Annotated in this window: 15 protein-coding genes, 1 tRNA gene and 1 pseudogene; 6 read left to right on the forward strand and 11 right to left on the reverse strand. The window is 59.8% G+C overall.

Annotation, left to right across the window (positions count from 1 at the left end; translation table 11 throughout):
* Nucleotides 1-2 precede the first annotated feature (2 nt).
* From JJD66_RS04620 to JJD66_RS04645, 6 genes are read right to left on the reverse strand one after another with little or no spacing between them, the layout of a single operon-like run.
* Nucleotides 3-458 carry a type III secretion system HrpP C-terminal domain-containing protein gene (locus tag JJD66_RS04620; protein ID WP_105225658.1) on the reverse strand — a complete coding sequence of 152 codons (456 nt, stop codon included), beginning with the start codon at nt 456-458 and terminating at the stop codon, nt 3-5.
* On the reverse strand, nt 455-883 hold the full coding sequence (gene sctO, locus JJD66_RS04625) for a type III secretion system stalk subunit SctO (RefSeq protein ID WP_200647657.1): 429 nt from the start codon (nt 881-883) through the stop codon (nt 455-457). Before sctO ends, JJD66_RS04620 begins: the two co-directional genes overlap by 4 nt.
* The gene (locus tag JJD66_RS04630; RefSeq protein WP_034128102.1) at nt 870-2,228 is read right to left on the reverse strand and encodes a FliI/YscN family ATPase; all 1,359 of its coding nucleotides are present in this window, start codon (nt 2,226-2,228) and stop codon (nt 870-872) included. The genes sctO and JJD66_RS04630 overlap by 14 nt, the downstream gene beginning before the upstream one ends.
* Nucleotides 2,225-3,130, reverse strand: a complete 906-nt coding sequence (locus tag JJD66_RS04635; RefSeq protein ID WP_105225656.1) for an FHA domain-containing protein — start codon at nt 3,128-3,130, stop codon at nt 2,225-2,227. The genes JJD66_RS04630 and JJD66_RS04635 overlap by 4 nt, the downstream gene beginning before the upstream one ends.
* 37 nt (nt 3,131-3,167) lie before the next feature.
* Nucleotides 3,168-5,261, reverse strand: coding sequence for a type III secretion system export apparatus subunit SctV (sctV, locus tag JJD66_RS04640; protein WP_054921797.1), 2,094 nt, complete (start codon nt 5,259-5,261; stop codon nt 3,168-3,170).
* A complete protein-coding gene (locus tag JJD66_RS04645; RefSeq protein ID WP_200647658.1) occupies nt 5,258-6,313 on the reverse strand; it encodes a TyeA family type III secretion system gatekeeper subunit in 1,056 nt (351 codons plus the stop codon). The genes sctV and JJD66_RS04645 overlap by 4 nt, the downstream gene beginning before the upstream one ends.
* Nucleotides 6,314-6,576: 263 nt before the next feature.
* Here JJD66_RS04645 and JJD66_RS04650 point away from each other — a divergent pair, with 263 nt between their 5' ends.
* The 4 genes from JJD66_RS04650 to ggt all read left to right on the forward strand — a co-directional run bounded on the left by JJD66_RS04650 (nt 6,577) and on the right by ggt (nt 10,217).
* The gene (locus JJD66_RS04650) at nt 6,577-7,128 is read left to right on the forward strand and encodes an RNA polymerase sigma factor (protein ID WP_054897146.1); all 552 of its coding nucleotides are present in this window, start codon (nt 6,577-6,579) and stop codon (nt 7,126-7,128) included.
* Between the two features lie 235 nt (nt 7,129-7,363).
* A tRNA-Met gene (locus JJD66_RS04655) sits at nt 7,364-7,440 on the forward strand.
* A 127-nt stretch (nt 7,441-7,567) separates the two neighbouring features.
* On the forward strand, nt 7,568-8,347 hold the full coding sequence (locus tag JJD66_RS04660; RefSeq protein ID WP_200647659.1) for a PhzF family phenazine biosynthesis protein: 780 nt from the start codon (nt 7,568-7,570) through the stop codon (nt 8,345-8,347).
* 40 nt (nt 8,348-8,387) lie between these two features.
* On the forward strand, nt 8,388-10,217 hold the full coding sequence (gene ggt / locus JJD66_RS04665) for a gamma-glutamyltransferase (protein WP_200647660.1): 1,830 nt from the start codon (nt 8,388-8,390) through the stop codon (nt 10,215-10,217).
* Nucleotides 10,218-10,310: 93 nt separating this feature from the next.
* Here ggt and ddlA read toward each other — a convergent pair whose 3' ends face one another.
* Both ddlA and JJD66_RS04675 read right to left on the reverse strand, forming a co-directional pair.
* A complete protein-coding gene (gene ddlA / locus JJD66_RS04670) occupies nt 10,311-11,405 on the reverse strand; it encodes a D-alanine--D-alanine ligase (RefSeq protein ID WP_200647661.1) in 1,095 nt (364 codons plus the stop codon).
* Nucleotides 11,406-11,449: 44 nt separating this feature from the next.
* Nucleotides 11,450-12,088 (reverse strand): LysE family translocator, encoded by a 639-nt coding sequence (locus JJD66_RS04675; RefSeq protein ID WP_200647662.1) that lies wholly within the window; start codon nt 12,086-12,088, stop codon nt 11,450-11,452.
* A gap of 136 nt (nt 12,089-12,224) precedes the next feature.
* Between JJD66_RS04675 and JJD66_RS04680 the strand changes: the two genes are divergently transcribed.
* A complete protein-coding gene (locus JJD66_RS04680) occupies nt 12,225-13,034 on the forward strand; it encodes an AraC family transcriptional regulator (RefSeq protein WP_200647663.1) in 810 nt (269 codons plus the stop codon).
* Nucleotides 13,035-13,721: 687 nt separating this feature from the next.
* On the opposite strand, the gene JJD66_RS28375 is transcribed toward JJD66_RS04680, so the two are convergent.
* The 3 genes and pseudogenes from JJD66_RS28375 to JJD66_RS04690 form a co-directional block, all read right to left on the reverse strand.
* Nucleotides 13,722-14,153: a methyl-accepting chemotaxis protein gene (locus tag JJD66_RS28375; RefSeq protein ID WP_370712620.1), complete on the reverse strand. Its 432-nt coding sequence runs from the start codon at nt 14,151-14,153 to the stop codon at nt 13,722-13,724.
* 108 nt (nt 14,154-14,261) lie between these two features.
* Nucleotides 14,262-15,038 (reverse strand): annotated as a pseudogene (locus JJD66_RS28380) (PAS domain-containing protein); the annotation flags it as partial.
* A 96-nt stretch (nt 15,039-15,134) separates the two neighbouring features.
* The gene (locus JJD66_RS04690; protein ID WP_014716799.1) at nt 15,135-15,467 is read right to left on the reverse strand and encodes a DUF2790 domain-containing protein; all 333 of its coding nucleotides are present in this window, start codon (nt 15,465-15,467) and stop codon (nt 15,135-15,137) included.
* Between the two features lie 226 nt (nt 15,468-15,693).
* Here JJD66_RS04690 and JJD66_RS04695 point away from each other — a divergent pair, with 226 nt between their 5' ends.
* Nucleotides 15,694-17,013 carry an OprD family porin gene (locus JJD66_RS04695; protein WP_200647665.1) on the forward strand — a complete coding sequence of 440 codons (1,320 nt, stop codon included), beginning with the start codon at nt 15,694-15,696 and terminating at the stop codon, nt 17,011-17,013.
* Nucleotides 17,014-17,096 lie beyond the last annotated feature (83 nt).

Raw genomic sequence — 17,096 nt, forward strand, 5'->3', positions numbered from 1 at the left:
GCCTACGTCGATTTTGCCAGATACAAACTGACAGGCTGGCGCAGGCTCTGCGCCAACCGTTGCTCACATTGTTGGCGTACACCACTGAGCCAGTGCACCGTATTGTCTTGCTCTGCGTGCAGCTCGACATTCCAGCCCCCCTGCTCCCGGCGGATACTGGCGTTGATCCGCCCCAGGCGGCCCAGGTGAAAAACAGCCATCAACGGCCATTGCGAACCAACGAGCATTCGCGGCGCCAACTGCTCGGTCAGTGCCCCGATCATGGCGACATCGCCCGAGGCTTTGATTCCGTTCAGAGACGCTCCGTATCCCCCGCTGTCCTGGCCCCCATCGTCAAACAACCGGGCGAACAATCGCCCTTGCTCCCAAGGCACCAGGGCACCGAATTCAGGTGCACGATCATCGCGAGACTCGCGCGGACGCTGACGTTCAGGCGGATTAACTGAAACCTGTTTCATATCGGCTCCTGCCTCAGTAACTCAGATAACTCTTGTATTTTTTCTACCTGGCGCAAGCACAAGGTGACATGTTTCTGCGCCTGGCCGACCTGTGCAGCCCGCTCTTGCTGCTGCTCTTGGAGTTGCACCAATTGGCCTTCTTCACGCCGGGTACCCGCCGATAATTGCCGCTCCTTGGCACTCCAGTTTTTCAGCGCCTTGAACGTCACCACCTGCCCCTGGTGCTGACTCAACAGCTGCGCGCATTGCCGGGCCTCTTCCAGGCGGGTTTGCTCGAGGATTTCCTGCGCCTCCCGGATATGCGCGACCAGCGCTTGCTGCGCCCGTTTTGCCTCACGCAGCGCACGCTCGGCGCGGTCTGCACGGTGTCGGCGCAAACGTTGCAGGGTATCGATTTCACCCGGTAACACTTCAGAATGGGACATGGGCGGTCAGCTCAGCCAATTGATCCATGGTGGCGGCAAGCGGCGAAGGTTCGCGCAAGTCCTGGCGCAGAAAGCCATCTACCGCCTGCCGACTGTCAACTGCCAGGTCGGTGAGTGCATCGTTGCCGGGCTGATATTCCCCCAATTTGAGCATCAGCTCGATCTGCTGGTAAGCCGACAGCAAGCGTCGTAGCGCCGTACCGGCACGGATATGCACGGGCTCGGCAACATTGCTTAGAATCCGTGAAAGGCTGGCCAGGACATCGACCGCCGGGTAATGGCCGCGCTCGGCCAGCTTGCGCGACAGGACGATATGACCGTCGAGCAGAGAGCGCACCTCATCCGCTACCGGATCGTTCATGGAGTCCTGTTCGATCAACACTGTATAGATGGCCGTGATCACGCCTTCACGGGTCAAGCCGGCACGCTCCACCAGACGTGGCAGCAAACTGTAGACCGACGGCGGCAGACCACCGCGCCCCAAGGGTTCACCGGCAGCCAGGCCGATTTCACGTTGGGCCCTGGCAAAACGGGTCAGAGAGTCAATCAGCAACAGCACCCGCTGGCCCTTGCGCCGGAAACCTTCGGCCAGCGCAGTTGCCGTGAACGCGGCACGCGCGCGCTCCATGCTTGAGCGGTCGGAGGTTGCACACACCAACACGGCCTTGGCACGCAACTGCTCATCCAGTTCATGATCGAGAAACTCGCGCAGTTCCCGGCCCCGCTCCCCGATGAGACCGAATACGATCACATCGCACTCCACGTTACGGGCGATTTCGGCCAACAAGGTGGTCTTGCCACAACCGGCTCCGGCAAACAGCCCGACACGCTGGCCCTCCCCCAGGGTCATCAGGCCATCAATCGAGCGCACCCCCGTAGCCAGTGCGCGGTTGATCCGCGGCCGTTCGGTAGGAAGAGGCGCCTCGCATAACACTGTGGTCGCCCCAGGGGTGTCCGCTTCCACGAACGCGCTCACACCATCGCCCGCAATCGGGCGGCCAAAACCATCCAGCACCTGCCCCAACAACTCATCACCGACCCGGACCTGATGCGGAACCCCCAACCGCTCGACGCTGGCGCCTACACGCACGCCTTCAAGGTTGCCCAGGGCACTGAGCACCGCATCGCGCTGATCGAACCCGATGATCTCGGCGAGCATGTAGTCGCCCGGCCCTTTTTCGACTTTGCATAGGTCACCAATACGGGCCTGCGGCAACCGGCACTGCAGCAGCATGCCGTTCACGCGCTGGATACGACCGAGCATTGTCACCGGTGCGAAACTGCTCAATGCCTGTGACTGGTTCAGTTGCCAGGCCTCCAGACGCTCCTGCAGCGACCCCTTCACCAGCCCACCTCATAACGTTGCTCGCCGTCAAAAACCACTTTGCTGTTATCGATCAAAACCAGGCGCAGGCCATCCACTTCATCACCCACGAATAAGCGGCTTCCTTCCTCCAGCACCACGTGGCCATTCGGGCCACCCACTATCTGCGAGATCTTGAACGGTAACTTGCCTTCGCGTACCCGTACGCGACTGATCACCGGCACCACAGTGTCGAATTGCTCGGCAAAACGGTCGAGCATGCGCGCAATCAGTTCCACTTCATCCTGGGAAACAACACCATTGAGGGCAATCTGACCATTGACGATCTGCAAGCTGACGCGCTGGAGCAATTCACGCTCGTTGAGCATCTTCATGAGTTGCTGACGCACCTCAGCGGGTGAGTCCAACCCGGGTTTCTGAATGACCGCCGGCATCAGCGATGCCTGGGCCTCACGCTCACCGCTGAAGATAATGCCGACCGCAGCGATGATCACGGCGCATAGCAGAACCAGGCTGACCAAGCGTTTTTGCTGCAACAAGGGAATGGAAGACAGCGTCAGCGGCAATGGCGCCTGGGGCAAGGGCTCCGTTGCCGGCCGGGGCGGCTTGAGCACCGATGCCTGCCGCCAAGGATGATCGGCAGGGCAGACACACAAACTGACGGGGCCAATCATAAACGGCGTGTTGAGTGCCAGATCGCCGATCTGCGCCAACATTTGCCCATCGCCGTTTTTCAGCAGCCCCGCTTCAGCCTGCACCGACCAGCGCCCTTCGAGCAATAGCAGGCGCGCGTGGTGCTCGGCGATACCGGGATCATCCAGCAAGAGATCAGCGTCCGCGTTGGCGCCAAGGCTCCACTGCTCACCAAACAGGGGCAGCGCAGCCCCTTGATGCAAACCATCCAAGACTCGGAGTTCGAACATCAGTACGTCCCCCCGTACTCTGCAAGTAGCGCTGTGTTCATGCCAATGTCCCGTGCATCAACTCATCCTGGCCAAGGTCAAAACGCCCCAGCACCTTGACCTTGGAAGTGCTCCCCAGCTCGGCGAAAGACAACACCGGCACATGGTTGAACTCTTCAAGCAACAAGGTTCGCAAGGGGCTGCGCAAATCCTGCGCCACCAACAACACACTTTTTATTTTTGCCCGTGCGCTGAAGGCCTGGTTGAGCAGGTTGACCAGCGCAGCGCTATTATCGCCGTCGAGTGCAAAGAACACCCCGGTCTGGGTCTGGCGCAGTGCCTCGCGCAGGATATTTTCGGTATGCGGTGACAACAGCCAGGCATGCAGCCCATCGGCCTCGCTGTACTGGTGGTAGATCTGCGACTTGAGGGCAATGCGCGCATAGTCAGCCAGTGCTTCCGGCTCGCGTTCGTGCTGGCCGTATTCGATCAGCGATTCGACAATCAACCTCACGGCGCGCAGCGGAACCCCTTCGCTGGCCAGGCGTTGCAGCACCGCCGAAAAGCGCGAAATTGGCATGATGCGTTGCAGTTCCTGCACCAGTTCGGGTTGATTGTTCTCAAGCCAACTGAGGATCGACTTGCTCTCCTGAATCCCCAGGAATTGCGGCCCGCTGAGCATCATCGCCTTCTTCATGCGGTCGACGATCAGGCTCGTCGCGGTGAAGCGCTCCAACTGCGCATCATTGAGCAGTGGGTCGTCGGGTGGCAGCCAGAGCCAATCCTGTTCATTGCGCTCGGCCAATCCCGGTACGCCATGCTCAGGCTCAACCGTCAGGGCGCTGCGCTCCACGGCAACGTGCTGGACCACCGACGCCTTGACCATGGGTACCTCATGGACGCAGAAGCGCATTTCATCATCGTCCAGCGAGTCATCGATCTCGACCTCAAACGGCGGCAATGTCAGGCCAATATTGGCAACCAGGGAATTTCGTACCTGACGGATTCCGTGAATAAGATCGGTCACCTCAGGCGTGCCGCGCAAAGCCGAGGGAAACTGCAGCAGATAAGGCCGGGACGGATCAAACCCGCGCAGATCCTCTTTGCCATTTTCTTCAGGCCGCACGGCTTCGACGGCTTCGGCTTCTGGCTGCGCTTCACGTCGGCGCCGACGGTCGAGGTAATAACCCAAGGCGCCGGTCATCATCGCCAGCAGAATAAACACCAGGGTCGGCATACCAGGCACGATCGCAAACACCAGCATGGCCACCGAGGCGATCATCCAGCTCTTGGGCTCACTGGTCATCTGGCGTGCGATCTCGGCGCCCATGTTCGTGATGCCCTTGCGCCCTTCCGGTGCCACGCGGGTAATGATCATGCCGGCGGTGAGAGAGATCAACAGCGCCGGAATCTGCGCAATCAGACCATCGCCAATCGTCAGCACCGAATACAGCGCCATTGAATCGGCGGCGCTCAAGCCGTGCTGGAACATACCTGTGGAGAAGCCGCCCAACAGGTTGACCACAACGATGATCAACCCCGCGATGGCATCCCCCTTGACGAATTTCATGGCACCATCCATGGCCCCGAACAACTGACTCTCGCGGGACAACTGTTCACGCTTGTCCCGCGCTTGCACGCCGTCAATCAAGCCGGCACGCAAGTCACTGTCGATGGACATCTGCTTGCCCGGCATTGCGTCCAGGCTGAAGCGCGCCGCCACTTCGGCAACCCGTTCAGAGCCTTTGGTGATCACCAGAAAGTTGACCAGGGTCAGGATCAGAAAGATCACCATCCCAACAGCCAGGTTGCCGCCCACTACGAAATTGCCGAAGGCCTCAACGATATCGCCGGCGTCCTGTTCGAGCAGGATCAAGCGCGTCGTTGCGATCGACAACGCCAGGCGGAACATGGTGGTCAGCAACAAAATCGACGGGAAGGAAGAGAACGCCAAAGGCCCGGGCAAGTAAAGCGCCAGCATGATCAACAGGCAGGCAATACAGATATTCAGCGCAATCAGAATGTCCACCAGCCAGGTAGGCAGCGGCACGATGAAAATGAACACAATGGCCATGATCACCACCGCGCCCAAGACCTCGGCACGCTGCGCCACCTTGAGCAGTACACCGTTGAGGGTGGACAGCACGCTCACGCCAGGATAGTCGAATTAGGAAAACCAGGGCGTATGCCTTCGAGGCGGGCAAGTTCGTCCATCACCAGCAGAAAATTGTGCAGCGCCTCTTGGCGTGATTTGCTATCCGGCCACAAGGCCTCGGGCAACTTTTGAAACAGCTTATAAAGCGCATTGAGAGACACGAGTTTTGATGTGCTGGCCCCCATTTCTTCAGCCAGGCGCATGACTTCATTTGTCACGATGCCGGTGTCTGCATAACCCAGCATGCGTCGCAGCAGGCTCACCGCATGCATTTCGATCGCAAGGTTCTGAATCAGCTCACGACAGCTGCATAACACCCCGCTCAATGCGCCGCATTTGCCCAGTCCTGTCAGCAAGGTGCGCAACATTGCCGTAGGGACGGAGGACACATGGGCGGCAATGTCGGCCGTCAGGGCGCTGGACATCATTTTCAACCCATGTGCAAAACGGTCGTCACTGTAGATGCCGAGCAGCGCGTGCATCATGGTCGCCAGGGATTGCCGTGTCACCACACTGGCGTAATAGAGCGCGCGCAGCGCCTGGAGCTCTTCTGGATCGCCACTCTTCTTATGCAAGGCCATGGCAATATTCAGGCCCGCCTGGATCTCCCCTTTGAAGCGGATCTCCAGCTTGGCAATTGCATCCCGCGCCAGGTCGGCTTCGGAGTTGCGCACGTCGGCCTCGGCCTGCCCGCACACCGCCTTGAGTACTACGAAGGTGCGTGCCGGATCACCGCCAGTGAGCCCCAGCAATGTATCGGTGCTGGGTTGCGTGAGTAATTTCTGCCTGATTCGACGTACTACCGCGGCAAAGCTTTCCTGGGCCGGATGCCCCAACTGCTCATAGAGCTGCGCGAGCACCTGGACAGGAGGCACACGCACGTCAATTACACGCTTATCCAACGTACGACTGCTGGATTCCACCTCCTGACTGAAGTGCAGAGAAAGATCATCGACACCTTGGCCTAGCTCAGGTTTGGCGGCCGGGCTAGCGGTGGGGAGTTCCACCCGCGGGGTCATTGGCACTTCGTTGGTAGATTCGACTTTCATGGGCAGGCCAGTACAGGAAGAGAGTGTCCATATGTGGTCAGGCCCGCCCAGATGGTTCCACTGAAACTCACTCATCCAACAAGATGAAAAAACCCGCACAGGTCCCTGGTGCCTTTTGCAAATTACTGCACAAAACCACCGCAACCATAACGTATTTATTTATATAAATCAGATAGTTACATGATGATTCTCCTTTGGCACAGGCAGTGCAAAAGAGGTAGCCGCCGAAACTATTTCGACTGCGTCTACCTTAAGGAAAAATCATGAATATCCCTATTGAAGCCCTCGTTCACCTTGGTGGCAGTTCGCCTCAATTCATGCTCCATCTGACAGACGATCAACAGAAAAAACTTCGCCGTTTCATTCACAAACGGGTCCTGAACCCGGAAGACGCGGATGATCTTTTGCAATTGACTTACCTGGAGGCCTGGCGCAATCGCGAACGTTTCAGTGGTACCGCGACACTCAGTACCTGGATGTGCGGCATCGCGCAGAACCTGATCCGCAATCACTTCCGACGCCTGTATGCCAAGCCTGCGCATTGCGAATTCGACGAGTCGCTGTGGCATGGCCATGAAGAAAACCACAGCCTGGACTGGGAGTTCGAAGTCAACCGGCGCTTGGAAAATACCCTGAGTGCGATTGACCACTTGCCGACCGAGATGCGCAGAACACTTTACGCCTCGCTGGAAACCGACGGCAGTTACCAGGACACCGCCGACGTACTGGACATTCCTATCGGCACCGTGCGCTCGCGCTTGTCACGGGCCCGCGAACAGCTCAAGCGCGTCACCCACCCCCCACTGCATCGGTAAGTTGAGTTAGCCAGTCTAGTGTTGGGCGACAGGGATATCTGCCCAACACTGTCGGACATGGCCTGCGAGTAAACCTTCGAAGACGCCAAGCGCTTCCACTCCCCTCATCGACAGCGCATTCGTCACCGCCCGTCGCCAAAACCAGTGCTTTGGCTTAAACAGTTGAAAGCGTAGAAAAAAATTCTACAAAAACGCTTGACGCATTGCCGTTCCAAGCGAATAATGCGCGCCACTTGGCTACATAGCTCAGTTGGTTAGAGCATAGCATTCATAATGCTGGGGTCCGGGGTTCAAGTCCCTGTGTAGCCACCAAGTACTAAAAACGGCTTACCGAAAGGTAGGCCGTTTTTTTATGCGCGCAAAAAACTCCCTAACTGTATTTTGACGCCCCCCTACCCCACTGTTAGTGTCCAGCCTCCCCTGAACACGGAGTGCCCCGATGCAACTGGACATCTACCAAGTCGACGCTTTCAGCCACCATCCCTTCGGCGGCAACCCGGCAGCAGTGTGCCCGCTCACCGAGTGGCTGCCCGACGAGCAACTGCAGCAGATTGCGGCCGAGAATAATCTTTCGGAAACCGCATTCTTTGTACCCCGTGGCGAGTTCTATGAGTTGCGCTGGCTCACGCCGGAAGTTGAGGTGGACCTGTGCGGCCATGCCACGTTGGCCGCCGCGTGGGTATTGATCCACAAGTTGGCGGACGCCCCGCAGGTTCTGCGCTTTGCCACCCGTAGCGGCGAGTTGCGGGTAACGCGCAACGGCGATGAGCTAGCGATGGATTTTCCGGCAAAGAAACCTGAACGCTGCGAGCCGCCCCACGGCATGTTGAGTGCCCTGGGGCTTGAAACCGCCGAAGTGTTTGGCACCGACGACTATATAGTTCTGGTGGAGGATGAAGCGCAGGTAGCGGCCCTGGCACCGGACTTTGCGCGACTCAAAGGCCTGCCTAAACGCGGCATTGCGGTTACCGCCAAGAGCACGCGGTTTGATTTTGTCTCGCGCTGGTTCGGCCCGAATGTGGGCGTCAATGAAGACCCGGTTACCGGCTCGGCGCACACCTCGCTGGCACCGTTCTGGGCCGAGCGCCTGGGCAAGTCGCAATTGAGCGCCGAACAAGGCGGCCAGCGTAAGGGCCAGTTGCGCTGTGAACTCCAGGGTGACCGGGTGATTATTTCCAGCAAGGCCGTGCTGTACATGCAAGGCACGATTTACCTGTAAAAAAAACGCAGTAGCCCAAGGACCACAGCCCCCTCTCAACATGAACGGAGTTCAGCGCGTGTTTTTGATTTCCCGCCGCAGCCTGACAGTCATCGCCGCAACCCTGGCCCTCGCAGCCTGCCACACGCCCGTCAACGAACAGCCTGCGGCGCCAGAGCTGGGCTCGGGCTATCGCACCGACCTGAGCACCCGCCACGCCGAGCGCCATATGGCCGCCGCCGCCAACCCACTGGCCGCTGAAGCCGGGCGTGAAATGCTGCGTCAAGGCGGTTCAGCCATTGATGCGGCGATTGCCATGCAAGCGGTATTGACTCTGGTGGAACCGCAGTCGTCCGGCATCGGCGGCGGTGCGTTCATCATGCTATGGGATGGACAACAGGTGCAGGCTTATGACGGCCGCGAAACAGCACCGGCCGGGGCGACAGAGCGTCTGTTCCTGAAGGCCGACGATACGCCGATGGCGTTCACGGATGCGCAGATTGGCGGGCGCTCGGTGGGCACGCCGGGCGTACTGCGCGCCTTGGAGATGGCGCACAAAAAGAGCGGCCACCTGCAATGGGCCAAGCTGTTCGAGCCGGCGATTCGCCTGTCGGAGCAAGGCTTTGCCATTTCCCCACGCTTGCACAGCTTGATCGCCGCTGACCGCTTTATCGCGCAATCATCCGACATGGCGGCGTACTTCCTGAATGCCGACGGCTCGCCAAAAGCAACCGGTACACGATTGAAAAACCCGGCACTGGCCGCGGTGTTCAAGCGCATCGCCAAGGAAGGGCCGGATGCGCTGTACCAAGGCCCGATTGCCGATGAAATCGCACGCAAGGTACAGGGCCATCGCAATGCCGGCAGCCTGTCCCAGGCCGACCTCAAGGGCTACACCGCCAAGCAGCGCGCACCGCTGTGCACCGACTACAAACAATGGAAGGTCTGCGGCATGCCACCGCCGTCCTCGGGCGGGATTGCCGTGGCGCAGATCCTGGGGACATTGCAGGCGCTGGAAACCCGCGACCCGCGCCTGGCCATCGCCCCCATGACACCGGTCAAGAGTGTTTCGCCGGCCGGGCTTGAGCCGACACCCGAGGCCGTGCACCTGCTCGCCGAAGCCGGGCGCCTGGCCTTTGCCGACCGCGCGCTGTACGTGGCCGATGCAGACTTCACCCCCGTCCCGGTTACCGGTCTTGTCGCGCCAGGTTACCTGGCACAACGCGCCACGCTGATCGGCGAGCGCAGCATGGGCATCGCCAAGCCCGGCCAACCCGCCGGTATTCAGGTGGCGTACGCACCAGACCGCTCGCCGCTGCGCATCTCCACCTCACAGGTGGTGGCGGTGGACGACCAGGGCGGCGCCGTGTCGATGACCACCACGGTTGAAGCAGCATTCGGCTCTCACGTGATGGTCCAGGGCTTTTTGCTCAACAACCAGATGACCGACTTCTCGTTCATCCCCGCAGAAAACGGCCAGCCTGTGGCCAACCGCGTACAACCGGGTAAACGCCCACGCTCGGCCATGGCGCCGACCCTGGTGTTCGACCGCAAGACAGGCGAACTGCTGGCTACCGTCGGCTCCCCCGGCGGCTCGCAGATCATCGAGTACGTGAGTAAATCCCTGGTGGCCATGCTCGACTGGAAGCTCGACCCGCAGGCGGCAATCAGCCTGCCTAACTTCGGCAGTCGCAATGGTGCTACCGAGTTGGAAACGGGGCTGTTCAGCCCGGCGCTGAAACAGGTGCTCAAGGACAAGGGCCACGCCCTGAGCGAGATCGAGATGACCAGCGGCGTGCAGGCCATCGTGCGCACACGGGATGCCCAGGGCAAGGTGACGCTCAGTGGTGGCGCTGATCCTCGGCGTGAAGGTGAGGCGTTGGGCGACTGAGGTGGTTGGGGCTAGGGACGCTTCGCCCCCCAACGGGAGCAAGCTCCCTCGCCACAGTGGGTGACCAGCCTTTGAGCCGAGTACCCGCAAAAATCAGCGGCTGATCTTCAACCCTTTGCGCCCCGCATGCCGCTCCAGCGCCAGCTCGATCAACCGGCTGACAAGTTCGCTGTAGCTCATGCCTGCCGCCTGCCACAGCTTGGGGTACATGCTGATGCGGGTAAAACCGGGCAGTGAGTTGATCTCGTTGATCAGCACTTCGCCGTCCTGCGTCAGGAACACATCCACCCGCGCCAACCCGGCGCAGCCCAACGCTTCAAACGCCTCAATGGCCAGGCTGCGAATCCGTTCGCTGGCTTCGTGACTGATCGCCGCCGGCACCACCACCTGAGCAGCCTGGCCATCGATGTATTTGCTGTCGTAGGAATAGAAACCACTGCTCACCACGATCTCGCCACAACCGCTGGCGATGGGCTCGTCATTGCCCAGCACGGCGCATTCGATCTCACGGCCCTGGACGGCGGACTCCACCAGCACCTTCTCATCAAACCCCAACGCCAGTTCAACGGCAGCGCGGTACTCGGCTTCGCTGCCGACTTTGCTTACCCCCACCGACGAACCCTGGTTGGCGGGCTTGACGAACATCGGCACACCGAGCTTGCCAGCGGCCGTTTCAAAAGAGGTGCGCGCCGCATTAGCTCGCGTAAGGGTGATGAACGGCGTGACCGCAATACCCGCGTCGCGCAACAAGCGCTTGCTGATGTCTTTGTCCATGCACACCGCCGAGCCGAGTACGTCGGAACCGACGAAGGGCAAGTCCGCCATACGCAGCAAGCCTTGCAGGCAACCGTCTTCACCGAGGGTGCCGTGAACAATCGGGAAGATCACGTCGATGTGTTCCAGCACGCCCTGCCCGGAGGTTTCCACCACTTGCTGGCTGGCCTTGCCGGGCACCACGGCCAATTCACGGTTGGACTGGTTGAGGGCGATGAGCGCCGGGTTTTCCTGGTTGAGCAGGAAGTTCGAGGTGTCATTAAGGTGCCAGTGACCGGCCTTGTCGATACCGATCAGCACGGGCTCAAAGCGCGAGCGGTCGAGGGCGTCGACGATGTTGCGCGCCGATTGCAGCGAGACTTCATGCTCAGCCGAACGGCCCCCAAAAATAATCCCTACCCGCACCTTGCTCATGACCCGACCTCACTATTGAAAGTAAGGCTTCTTACCACGGGCGGTCAGCGATTCGCTACCAGATGTGCACCGAACAACAGGTAGCAACTACCAGCAAAGCGGTCGAGCCATTTGCGCGAACGGCTGTAGAGGTTGGCCATGTGCTCGCTGGAAAACACCAGGGCGACGCTGCAATACCAACTGAACGACAAGGTAGCCATGGTGATGACCGCCAGCGTCAACAGCGCCGGCGAGGGTGACGGTGGCATCGTCGAGGCAAAGGCCGTGGCGACGAACAGAGCTGCCTTGGGGTTGGACAAGTTGCCCAGTAAACCGAAACGCCATGCGGAAAATAGTGACCGTCGCGGCTCATCGGGCAACACCGTCTGCCCCGTGCTCGGCGCCGAGCGTTTGAACAGCCTCAGCCCAAGATAGATCAGGTAGCAGCCGCCGATGATCTTGAACGCCAGGTACAACATGGGCGCGGCGGTAAACAGCGACTTGATGCCCAAGCCACCAGCCAACCCCCAGATAATCGTGCCGGTCGCCACGCCCGCCGACGCCACCACACCGTGACGCCGCGAACAGCTGGCGGCCAACTGCGCCGTATTGAAGAAGTTGGGACCGGGGGTCACCACGGCGACCGTCCACAGCAGCGCGAGCGAGACCAGCGGCGCCACATAGGCAGGGTTGAAAACATCCATGAGGAGCACCACCAGCGCAGTATACGAACAGGGATCATAGGCCTCGCCCAACACCTGCACAATCGTACAAGACCCCAGCAGACAACCGGTGCAGACTCAGTTAACGTGTTTCCACTTCCTTTTGTGACAAGTCACCATGGGCAACCCCATCCACTCCCTCGACTGGCTGCACCGCGCGCCCCACGCCAGTGGCCTTGACCGTATCGAGGCGTACTTTGCCGGCTTCGCCTTCGACCCTCATCGCCATGACACGTACGCCATCGGGCGCACGTTGTTCGGCGTACAGAGTTTTCATTATCGCGGCGGCACAACCCACAGCCTGCCCGGCACCACCATGGTGATCCACCCCGATGAAACCCATGACGGCCGTGCCGGCAGCGATGAAGGCTTCAAGTACCGGATGATCTATGTGGAGCCGGCGCTGATCCAGCAGATCCTCGGTGGGCAGCCGTTGCCGTTTATCCCCGGCGGCTTGTCCACCGACCCACGGCTGCACCGCGCCAGCGAAGTGTTGCTACAAAGCCTGGATTGCCCGATAGACCCGATGCAAGAGCAAGACGCAATGTTCGACCTGGCCCACGCGCTGAGCGCTGCGTCCGGGGCACTCATTCGCCGTAAATCCTTCGACTACGTGGCGGCCGAACGCGCCCGTGAATTTATCCATAGCGCCTTGGGCCACAGCATTACCCTGGATGAAATAGCCGACCACGCCGGCCGCGACCGCTGGGCGTTATCGCGGGATTTTCGTCTGTTGTTCGGCACCAGCCCCTACCGCTACCTGACCATGCGCCGGCTGGACCTGGTGCGCCACTTGTTGGCCCAGGGCCAATCGCTGGTGAATGCGGCCATGACCGCAGGCTTCACCGACCAAAGCCACATGACCCGCCAATTTCGCAGCACCTACGGCATGCCGCCATCGCGCTGGGTGAAAATGCTCGGACGCTGAGTGCCGGGTTGGAATACGTTCAAACTGTGGGAGCTGGCTTGCCTGCGATGCAGACACCTCGGTACATCAGATACACCGAGGTGATGCCATCGCAGCATAGGTATCTACATAACTCTGTTAGCTCAACGGTAACCACGATGCGAAGCGAGCCGCTCTTGATCTTGATCTTAGGCGCCCCGTTAAACCACGCTGGCCGGAATTCGACAGGGATTTGGGGGGGAAACCGGCAGGGATGCCGGTTTAGCCGCCCCGCGCCATGGATGGCGCGTGGCGGCGGCCCCCCAAATCACTGGCGGATTACGGGCACACCGAGCCTAAGCGAGGTGCCGAGTGGTGGGGCAAGAGCGCTTTGCTTACTTTTGTCTGGGCCGGCATTCCGGCTTTTCGAAAGTGAGCCGCCGTCAGGGCGGAACCCTAAGTGGCCGTTACCGCAGGAATGGATATCTACACGGTCCAACTGTGTTGACTGTCAGGCCGTCTTCGCAGGCAAGCCAGCTCCCACATTGGATCGCGGGGCATCAGTTATATCTGTGTCGGCTGCCAGGCCGTCACGGGAGCAAGCTCCCTCGCCACAGATTTAGCGTCGTGCCGAAGTTGTGTAGATACCTATGGCCATCGCAGGCAAGCCAGCTCCCACAATTGGGCTCTGTTGTATTCAAAAGCGGGTTTGGCGTCCGAACGTTCTCTTTAGCTCGACAGCTGATTGGCAAACTGCCCGACCGCACTCACAACCTTCTGCGCACCGTCCTGAATCTCGACGATCACGGTACCCGCCTCGGCCGCCAGGGCCAGGCCCTGCTCGGCTTGCGCACGACCGTCGGCCATCAAGGCCACCGCGTCGCGGGCCATGTCCTGGTTCTGGCGCACCACACCAACAATTTCCTCGGTGGCTTTGCTGGTACGTGACGCCAATTGCCTTACTTCATCGGCCACCACCGCAAAGCCACGCCCCTGCTCACCGGCACGCGCCGCTTCGATGGCGGCGTTGAGCGCCAGCAGGTTGGTTTGCTCGGCAATGCCGCTGATGGTCTTGACGATGCTGCCGATCACTTGGGACTGGGCATTCAACGCCTCGATGCCTTCACCGGCCTGTTGCATGTGCTGGGCCAGGTCGCGCATCACGTCCACGGCCTGGGTGACCACGGTGGTGCCGCGCTGGGCGCTGTCGTCGGTTTGCAAAGAGGTGCTGTAGGCAATATTGGCGGCCTCGGCCACTGCCTGCTCGCGGTTGACCTGGTCGGTAATGACCGTGGCGAACTTGACCACTTTGTACAGCCGCTCATTGGCGTCCAGCACCGGGTTGTAGGTGGCCTCCAACCACACCAGGCGGCCGTGGCTGTCCACACGTTTGAAGCGCGCGGCGACGAACTCACCGGCGTTCAGGCGCTTCCAGAACTGTTGGTATTCGGCACTGTTGTATTCCTGTGGCTCACAGAACATACGGTGATGCTTGCCTTCGATCTGCGCCAGGCTGTATCCCATGGCGCCGAGAAAGCGGTCATTGGCGGTGAGTACATGCCCCTCCAGGTCGAACTCGATCAACGCGGTGGAACGCATCAGTGCAGTGATCAGGTTTTCATGTTCACGCGAGCTCTCGATGGTGCGGGTAAGGTCGCTAGAAAAAATCGAAAACTGCTTGATGCGCCCCTCCGAACTGCGCACCGGCTGCACGATTGAGCGCAACCAGGCTTCCTTGCCATTGCCGCGCATCAGGCGTACGGCGCCGGCAAAGTGTTCGCCGCGGGCCAGCGCGTGCTTGAAGCGCAGCTGGAACTCGTCCTGGCGCACGTGGGCCGGCACCAGGTCTTCGATCGCGCGCCCGACAATCTCGCCCAGCGAATAAGCCAGTTCCTGCAGGAAGTTGGCATTGGCCCACTCAACACGGCCTTCAGGGTCCAGTGTCAGGCAGAGCATCTCGTTTTCCAGGCTCTCTTTCACCTGGAGCAAGCTCGACAATTCTTCGCGCAGAGCGGTCAGCTCCTGCTTCAGGCGGGTATTGAACATGGGGCACCGTTAGGCAAGTGAGGTGGGTGTACTTACTTGCATCGGCGCTGTCGGGGTTTTCTGAAGAGCGCTTGAGCCCTGGGCCGAACTATATTTTCAACCGCCATTGTTACGGCATACGCCCATGACCTGATATTCCAGGGTATTGAGCTTGCCGCTGGAGTCTTCATAGGTCATGCGCGACGGCACGGCGTTGCACGAGCGGATCGGCGGCGTCACGTTGACGACCTTGGCAATGTCCAGGTCCATGCCATAGCGGTACGCCTGGACCTCAGGCACCGGCTTGCCTTTTTTGATGGCGTACGCGGCCATGGCTTTCTCATTGCGCTCCATCATCAGGGCAAAAGTGCGATCCCCGCCCCCTTCGGCCAGTGCGCCAAATGACAACACAGCCGTTAATACAGCCAAACCTGCTTTATAAAAGTTCATCGCGGTTTCCTCGACTGAAAAGTTCAGTGTCGAGATTAACCAACCCACCCTGACGGCAGGTTCACTAGAACATTACTTATTTGTTAGATGGCCGTTAGTTTCCAGAATTGTAATCTTCGCGCCATGCGGCTGTTACCCACCGTTTGCAACTATCAGCCAGGGCCATATCAATAAAAACGCCCGCCTCTATAAGAAGCTGATAACTGCCATCACCGAGGAGCGCATCATGAGCATTCGTCATTACACCCTTCCCTTTTCATTGATGGCCGCGTTGCCCCTGGCCGCGGTGGCGGTGGAAGACACACCCGAGGGTTTTATCGAGGGCAGCCGTATCAACGTGCTGGCACGCAATTTCTACTTCAACCGCGATGACCGCAAAGGCCAGTCCAGCCCCACTGGCAATGGTTACTCCGAAGCCTGGGCCCAGGGCTTTATTGGCAAATTCGAATCCGGCTTTACCCAGGGCACCGTGGGTTTTGGCCTGGACGCATTCGCCATGTACGGCCTTACACTTGACTCGGGCAGCGGCCGCAGCGGCGGCAAAGGCTCGTTCGGCGTGCTGCCGGTGAACAGCGACAACCAGCCGGAAAACAGCTACAGCAAAATCGGCGGCGCGGCGAAACTGCGCGTGCTGGACACGGTAATCAAGGCCGGCGACGTGTTCCCCCTCACCCCCGTGGTAGCCTACGGCGACTCTCGCCTGTTGCCCGAGAGCTTTCGCGGCGTCACCCTGCAAAACACCAGCCTGGAAGGCTTGAGCCTGCAAGGCGGGCGCCTGAGCGGCATGAGCCAGCCCAGTGAAAGCGGCATGAACAAAGGCTTTGCCACCTTCTATGCAGGCAAGGTCGACTCGCCCTGGATCGCCTACTTCGGCGGTGACTACCAGCTCAACAGCCATCTGGGCTTTAGCCTGTACAGCAGCCGCTTGAAGGACGCCTGGGACCAGTACTACTTCGGCAGCAATGCCAATTACGCATTGACCGACGACGTGTCATTGTTCGGCGACTTCAACTACTACAAGGCCGTGGACGAAGGCCAGAAACGGCTCGGCGAGTTCGACAACAACATCTGGAGCGCCAGGCTCGGGGTCAAGGTCGGTGCCCACAGCGTGGCCGTGTCGCACCAGCGTAACAACGGCGACGATGACTTCGACTACCTGCGCCAATCAGACTCGATCTTCCTCAATAACTCGATCCAGTACAGCGACTTCAACGCGCCCAAGGAGCGCTCATGGATGGTGCGCTACGACCTGGACATGCAAGCGTTCGGCATTCCCGGCCTGTCGTTCATGACCCGCTACGGCAAAGGCACCGGCGCCGACTATAGCAACGCCAATGCCGTGTATATGCGCCGCGATGCAGCGGGTAACCCCTTGACCGATCAACGCCGCTGGGAACGGGATATCGAGGCCAAATACGTGGTGCAAAGTGGGCGTTTGAAGGATTTGTCCCTGCGCTTGCGCCAGGCCACCGTGCGCTCCAGTACGTTTGAATCAGACCTGGAGGAAGTTCGTCTGATTGCCGAATACCCATTGGTCGTGCTGTAGCCCTTACATTCGCTCGCGATTAACTAACATCTGTTCACAAATAGCCAGTTATCAAAATTGTAATATTGGCCTCAGCTTCTCGT

Source organism: Pseudomonas sp. MF6751, from assembly GCF_016613265.1.
Classification (GTDB): domain Bacteria; phylum Pseudomonadota; class Gammaproteobacteria; order Pseudomonadales; family Pseudomonadaceae; genus Aquipseudomonas; species Aquipseudomonas fluorescens_BV.

Excerpts from the sequence above, each read along its gene's own strand:
- JJD66_RS04620 (WP_105225658.1), bottom strand. The coding sequence starts at position 458 with ATGAAACAGGTTTCAGTTAATCCGCCTGAACGTCAGCGTCCGCGCGAG.
- sctO (WP_200647657.1), bottom strand. The coding sequence starts at position 883 with ATGTCCCATTCTGAAGTGTTACCGGGTGAAATCGATACCCTGCAACGT.
- JJD66_RS04635 (WP_105225656.1), bottom strand. The coding sequence starts at position 3,130 with ATGTTCGAACTCCGAGTCTTGGATGGTTTGCATCAAGGGGCTGCGCTG.
- JJD66_RS04645 (WP_200647658.1), bottom strand. The coding sequence starts at position 6,313 with ATGAAAGTCGAATCTACCAACGAAGTGCCAATGACCCCGCGGGTGGAA.
- JJD66_RS04650 (WP_054897146.1), top strand. The coding sequence starts at position 6,577 with ATGAATATCCCTATTGAAGCCCTCGTTCACCTTGGTGGCAGTTCGCCT.
- JJD66_RS04660 (WP_200647659.1), top strand. The coding sequence starts at position 7,568 with ATGCAACTGGACATCTACCAAGTCGACGCTTTCAGCCACCATCCCTTC.
- ggt (WP_200647660.1), top strand. The coding sequence starts at position 8,388 with ATGAACGGAGTTCAGCGCGTGTTTTTGATTTCCCGCCGCAGCCTGACA.
- ddlA (WP_200647661.1), bottom strand. The coding sequence starts at position 11,405 with ATGAGCAAGGTGCGGGTAGGGATTATTTTTGGGGGCCGTTCGGCTGAG.
- JJD66_RS04675 (WP_200647662.1), bottom strand. The coding sequence starts at position 12,088 with ATGGATGTTTTCAACCCTGCCTATGTGGCGCCGCTGGTCTCGCTCGCG.
- JJD66_RS04680 (WP_200647663.1), top strand. The coding sequence starts at position 12,225 with ATGGGCAACCCCATCCACTCCCTCGACTGGCTGCACCGCGCGCCCCAC.
- JJD66_RS28375 (WP_370712620.1), bottom strand. The coding sequence starts at position 14,153 with ATGCGCGACCTGGCCCAGCACATGCAACAGGCCGGTGAAGGCATCGAG.
- JJD66_RS04690 (WP_014716799.1), bottom strand. The coding sequence starts at position 15,467 with ATGAACTTTTATAAAGCAGGTTTGGCTGTATTAACGGCTGTGTTGTCA.
- JJD66_RS04695 (WP_200647665.1), top strand. The coding sequence starts at position 15,694 with ATGAGCATTCGTCATTACACCCTTCCCTTTTCATTGATGGCCGCGTTG.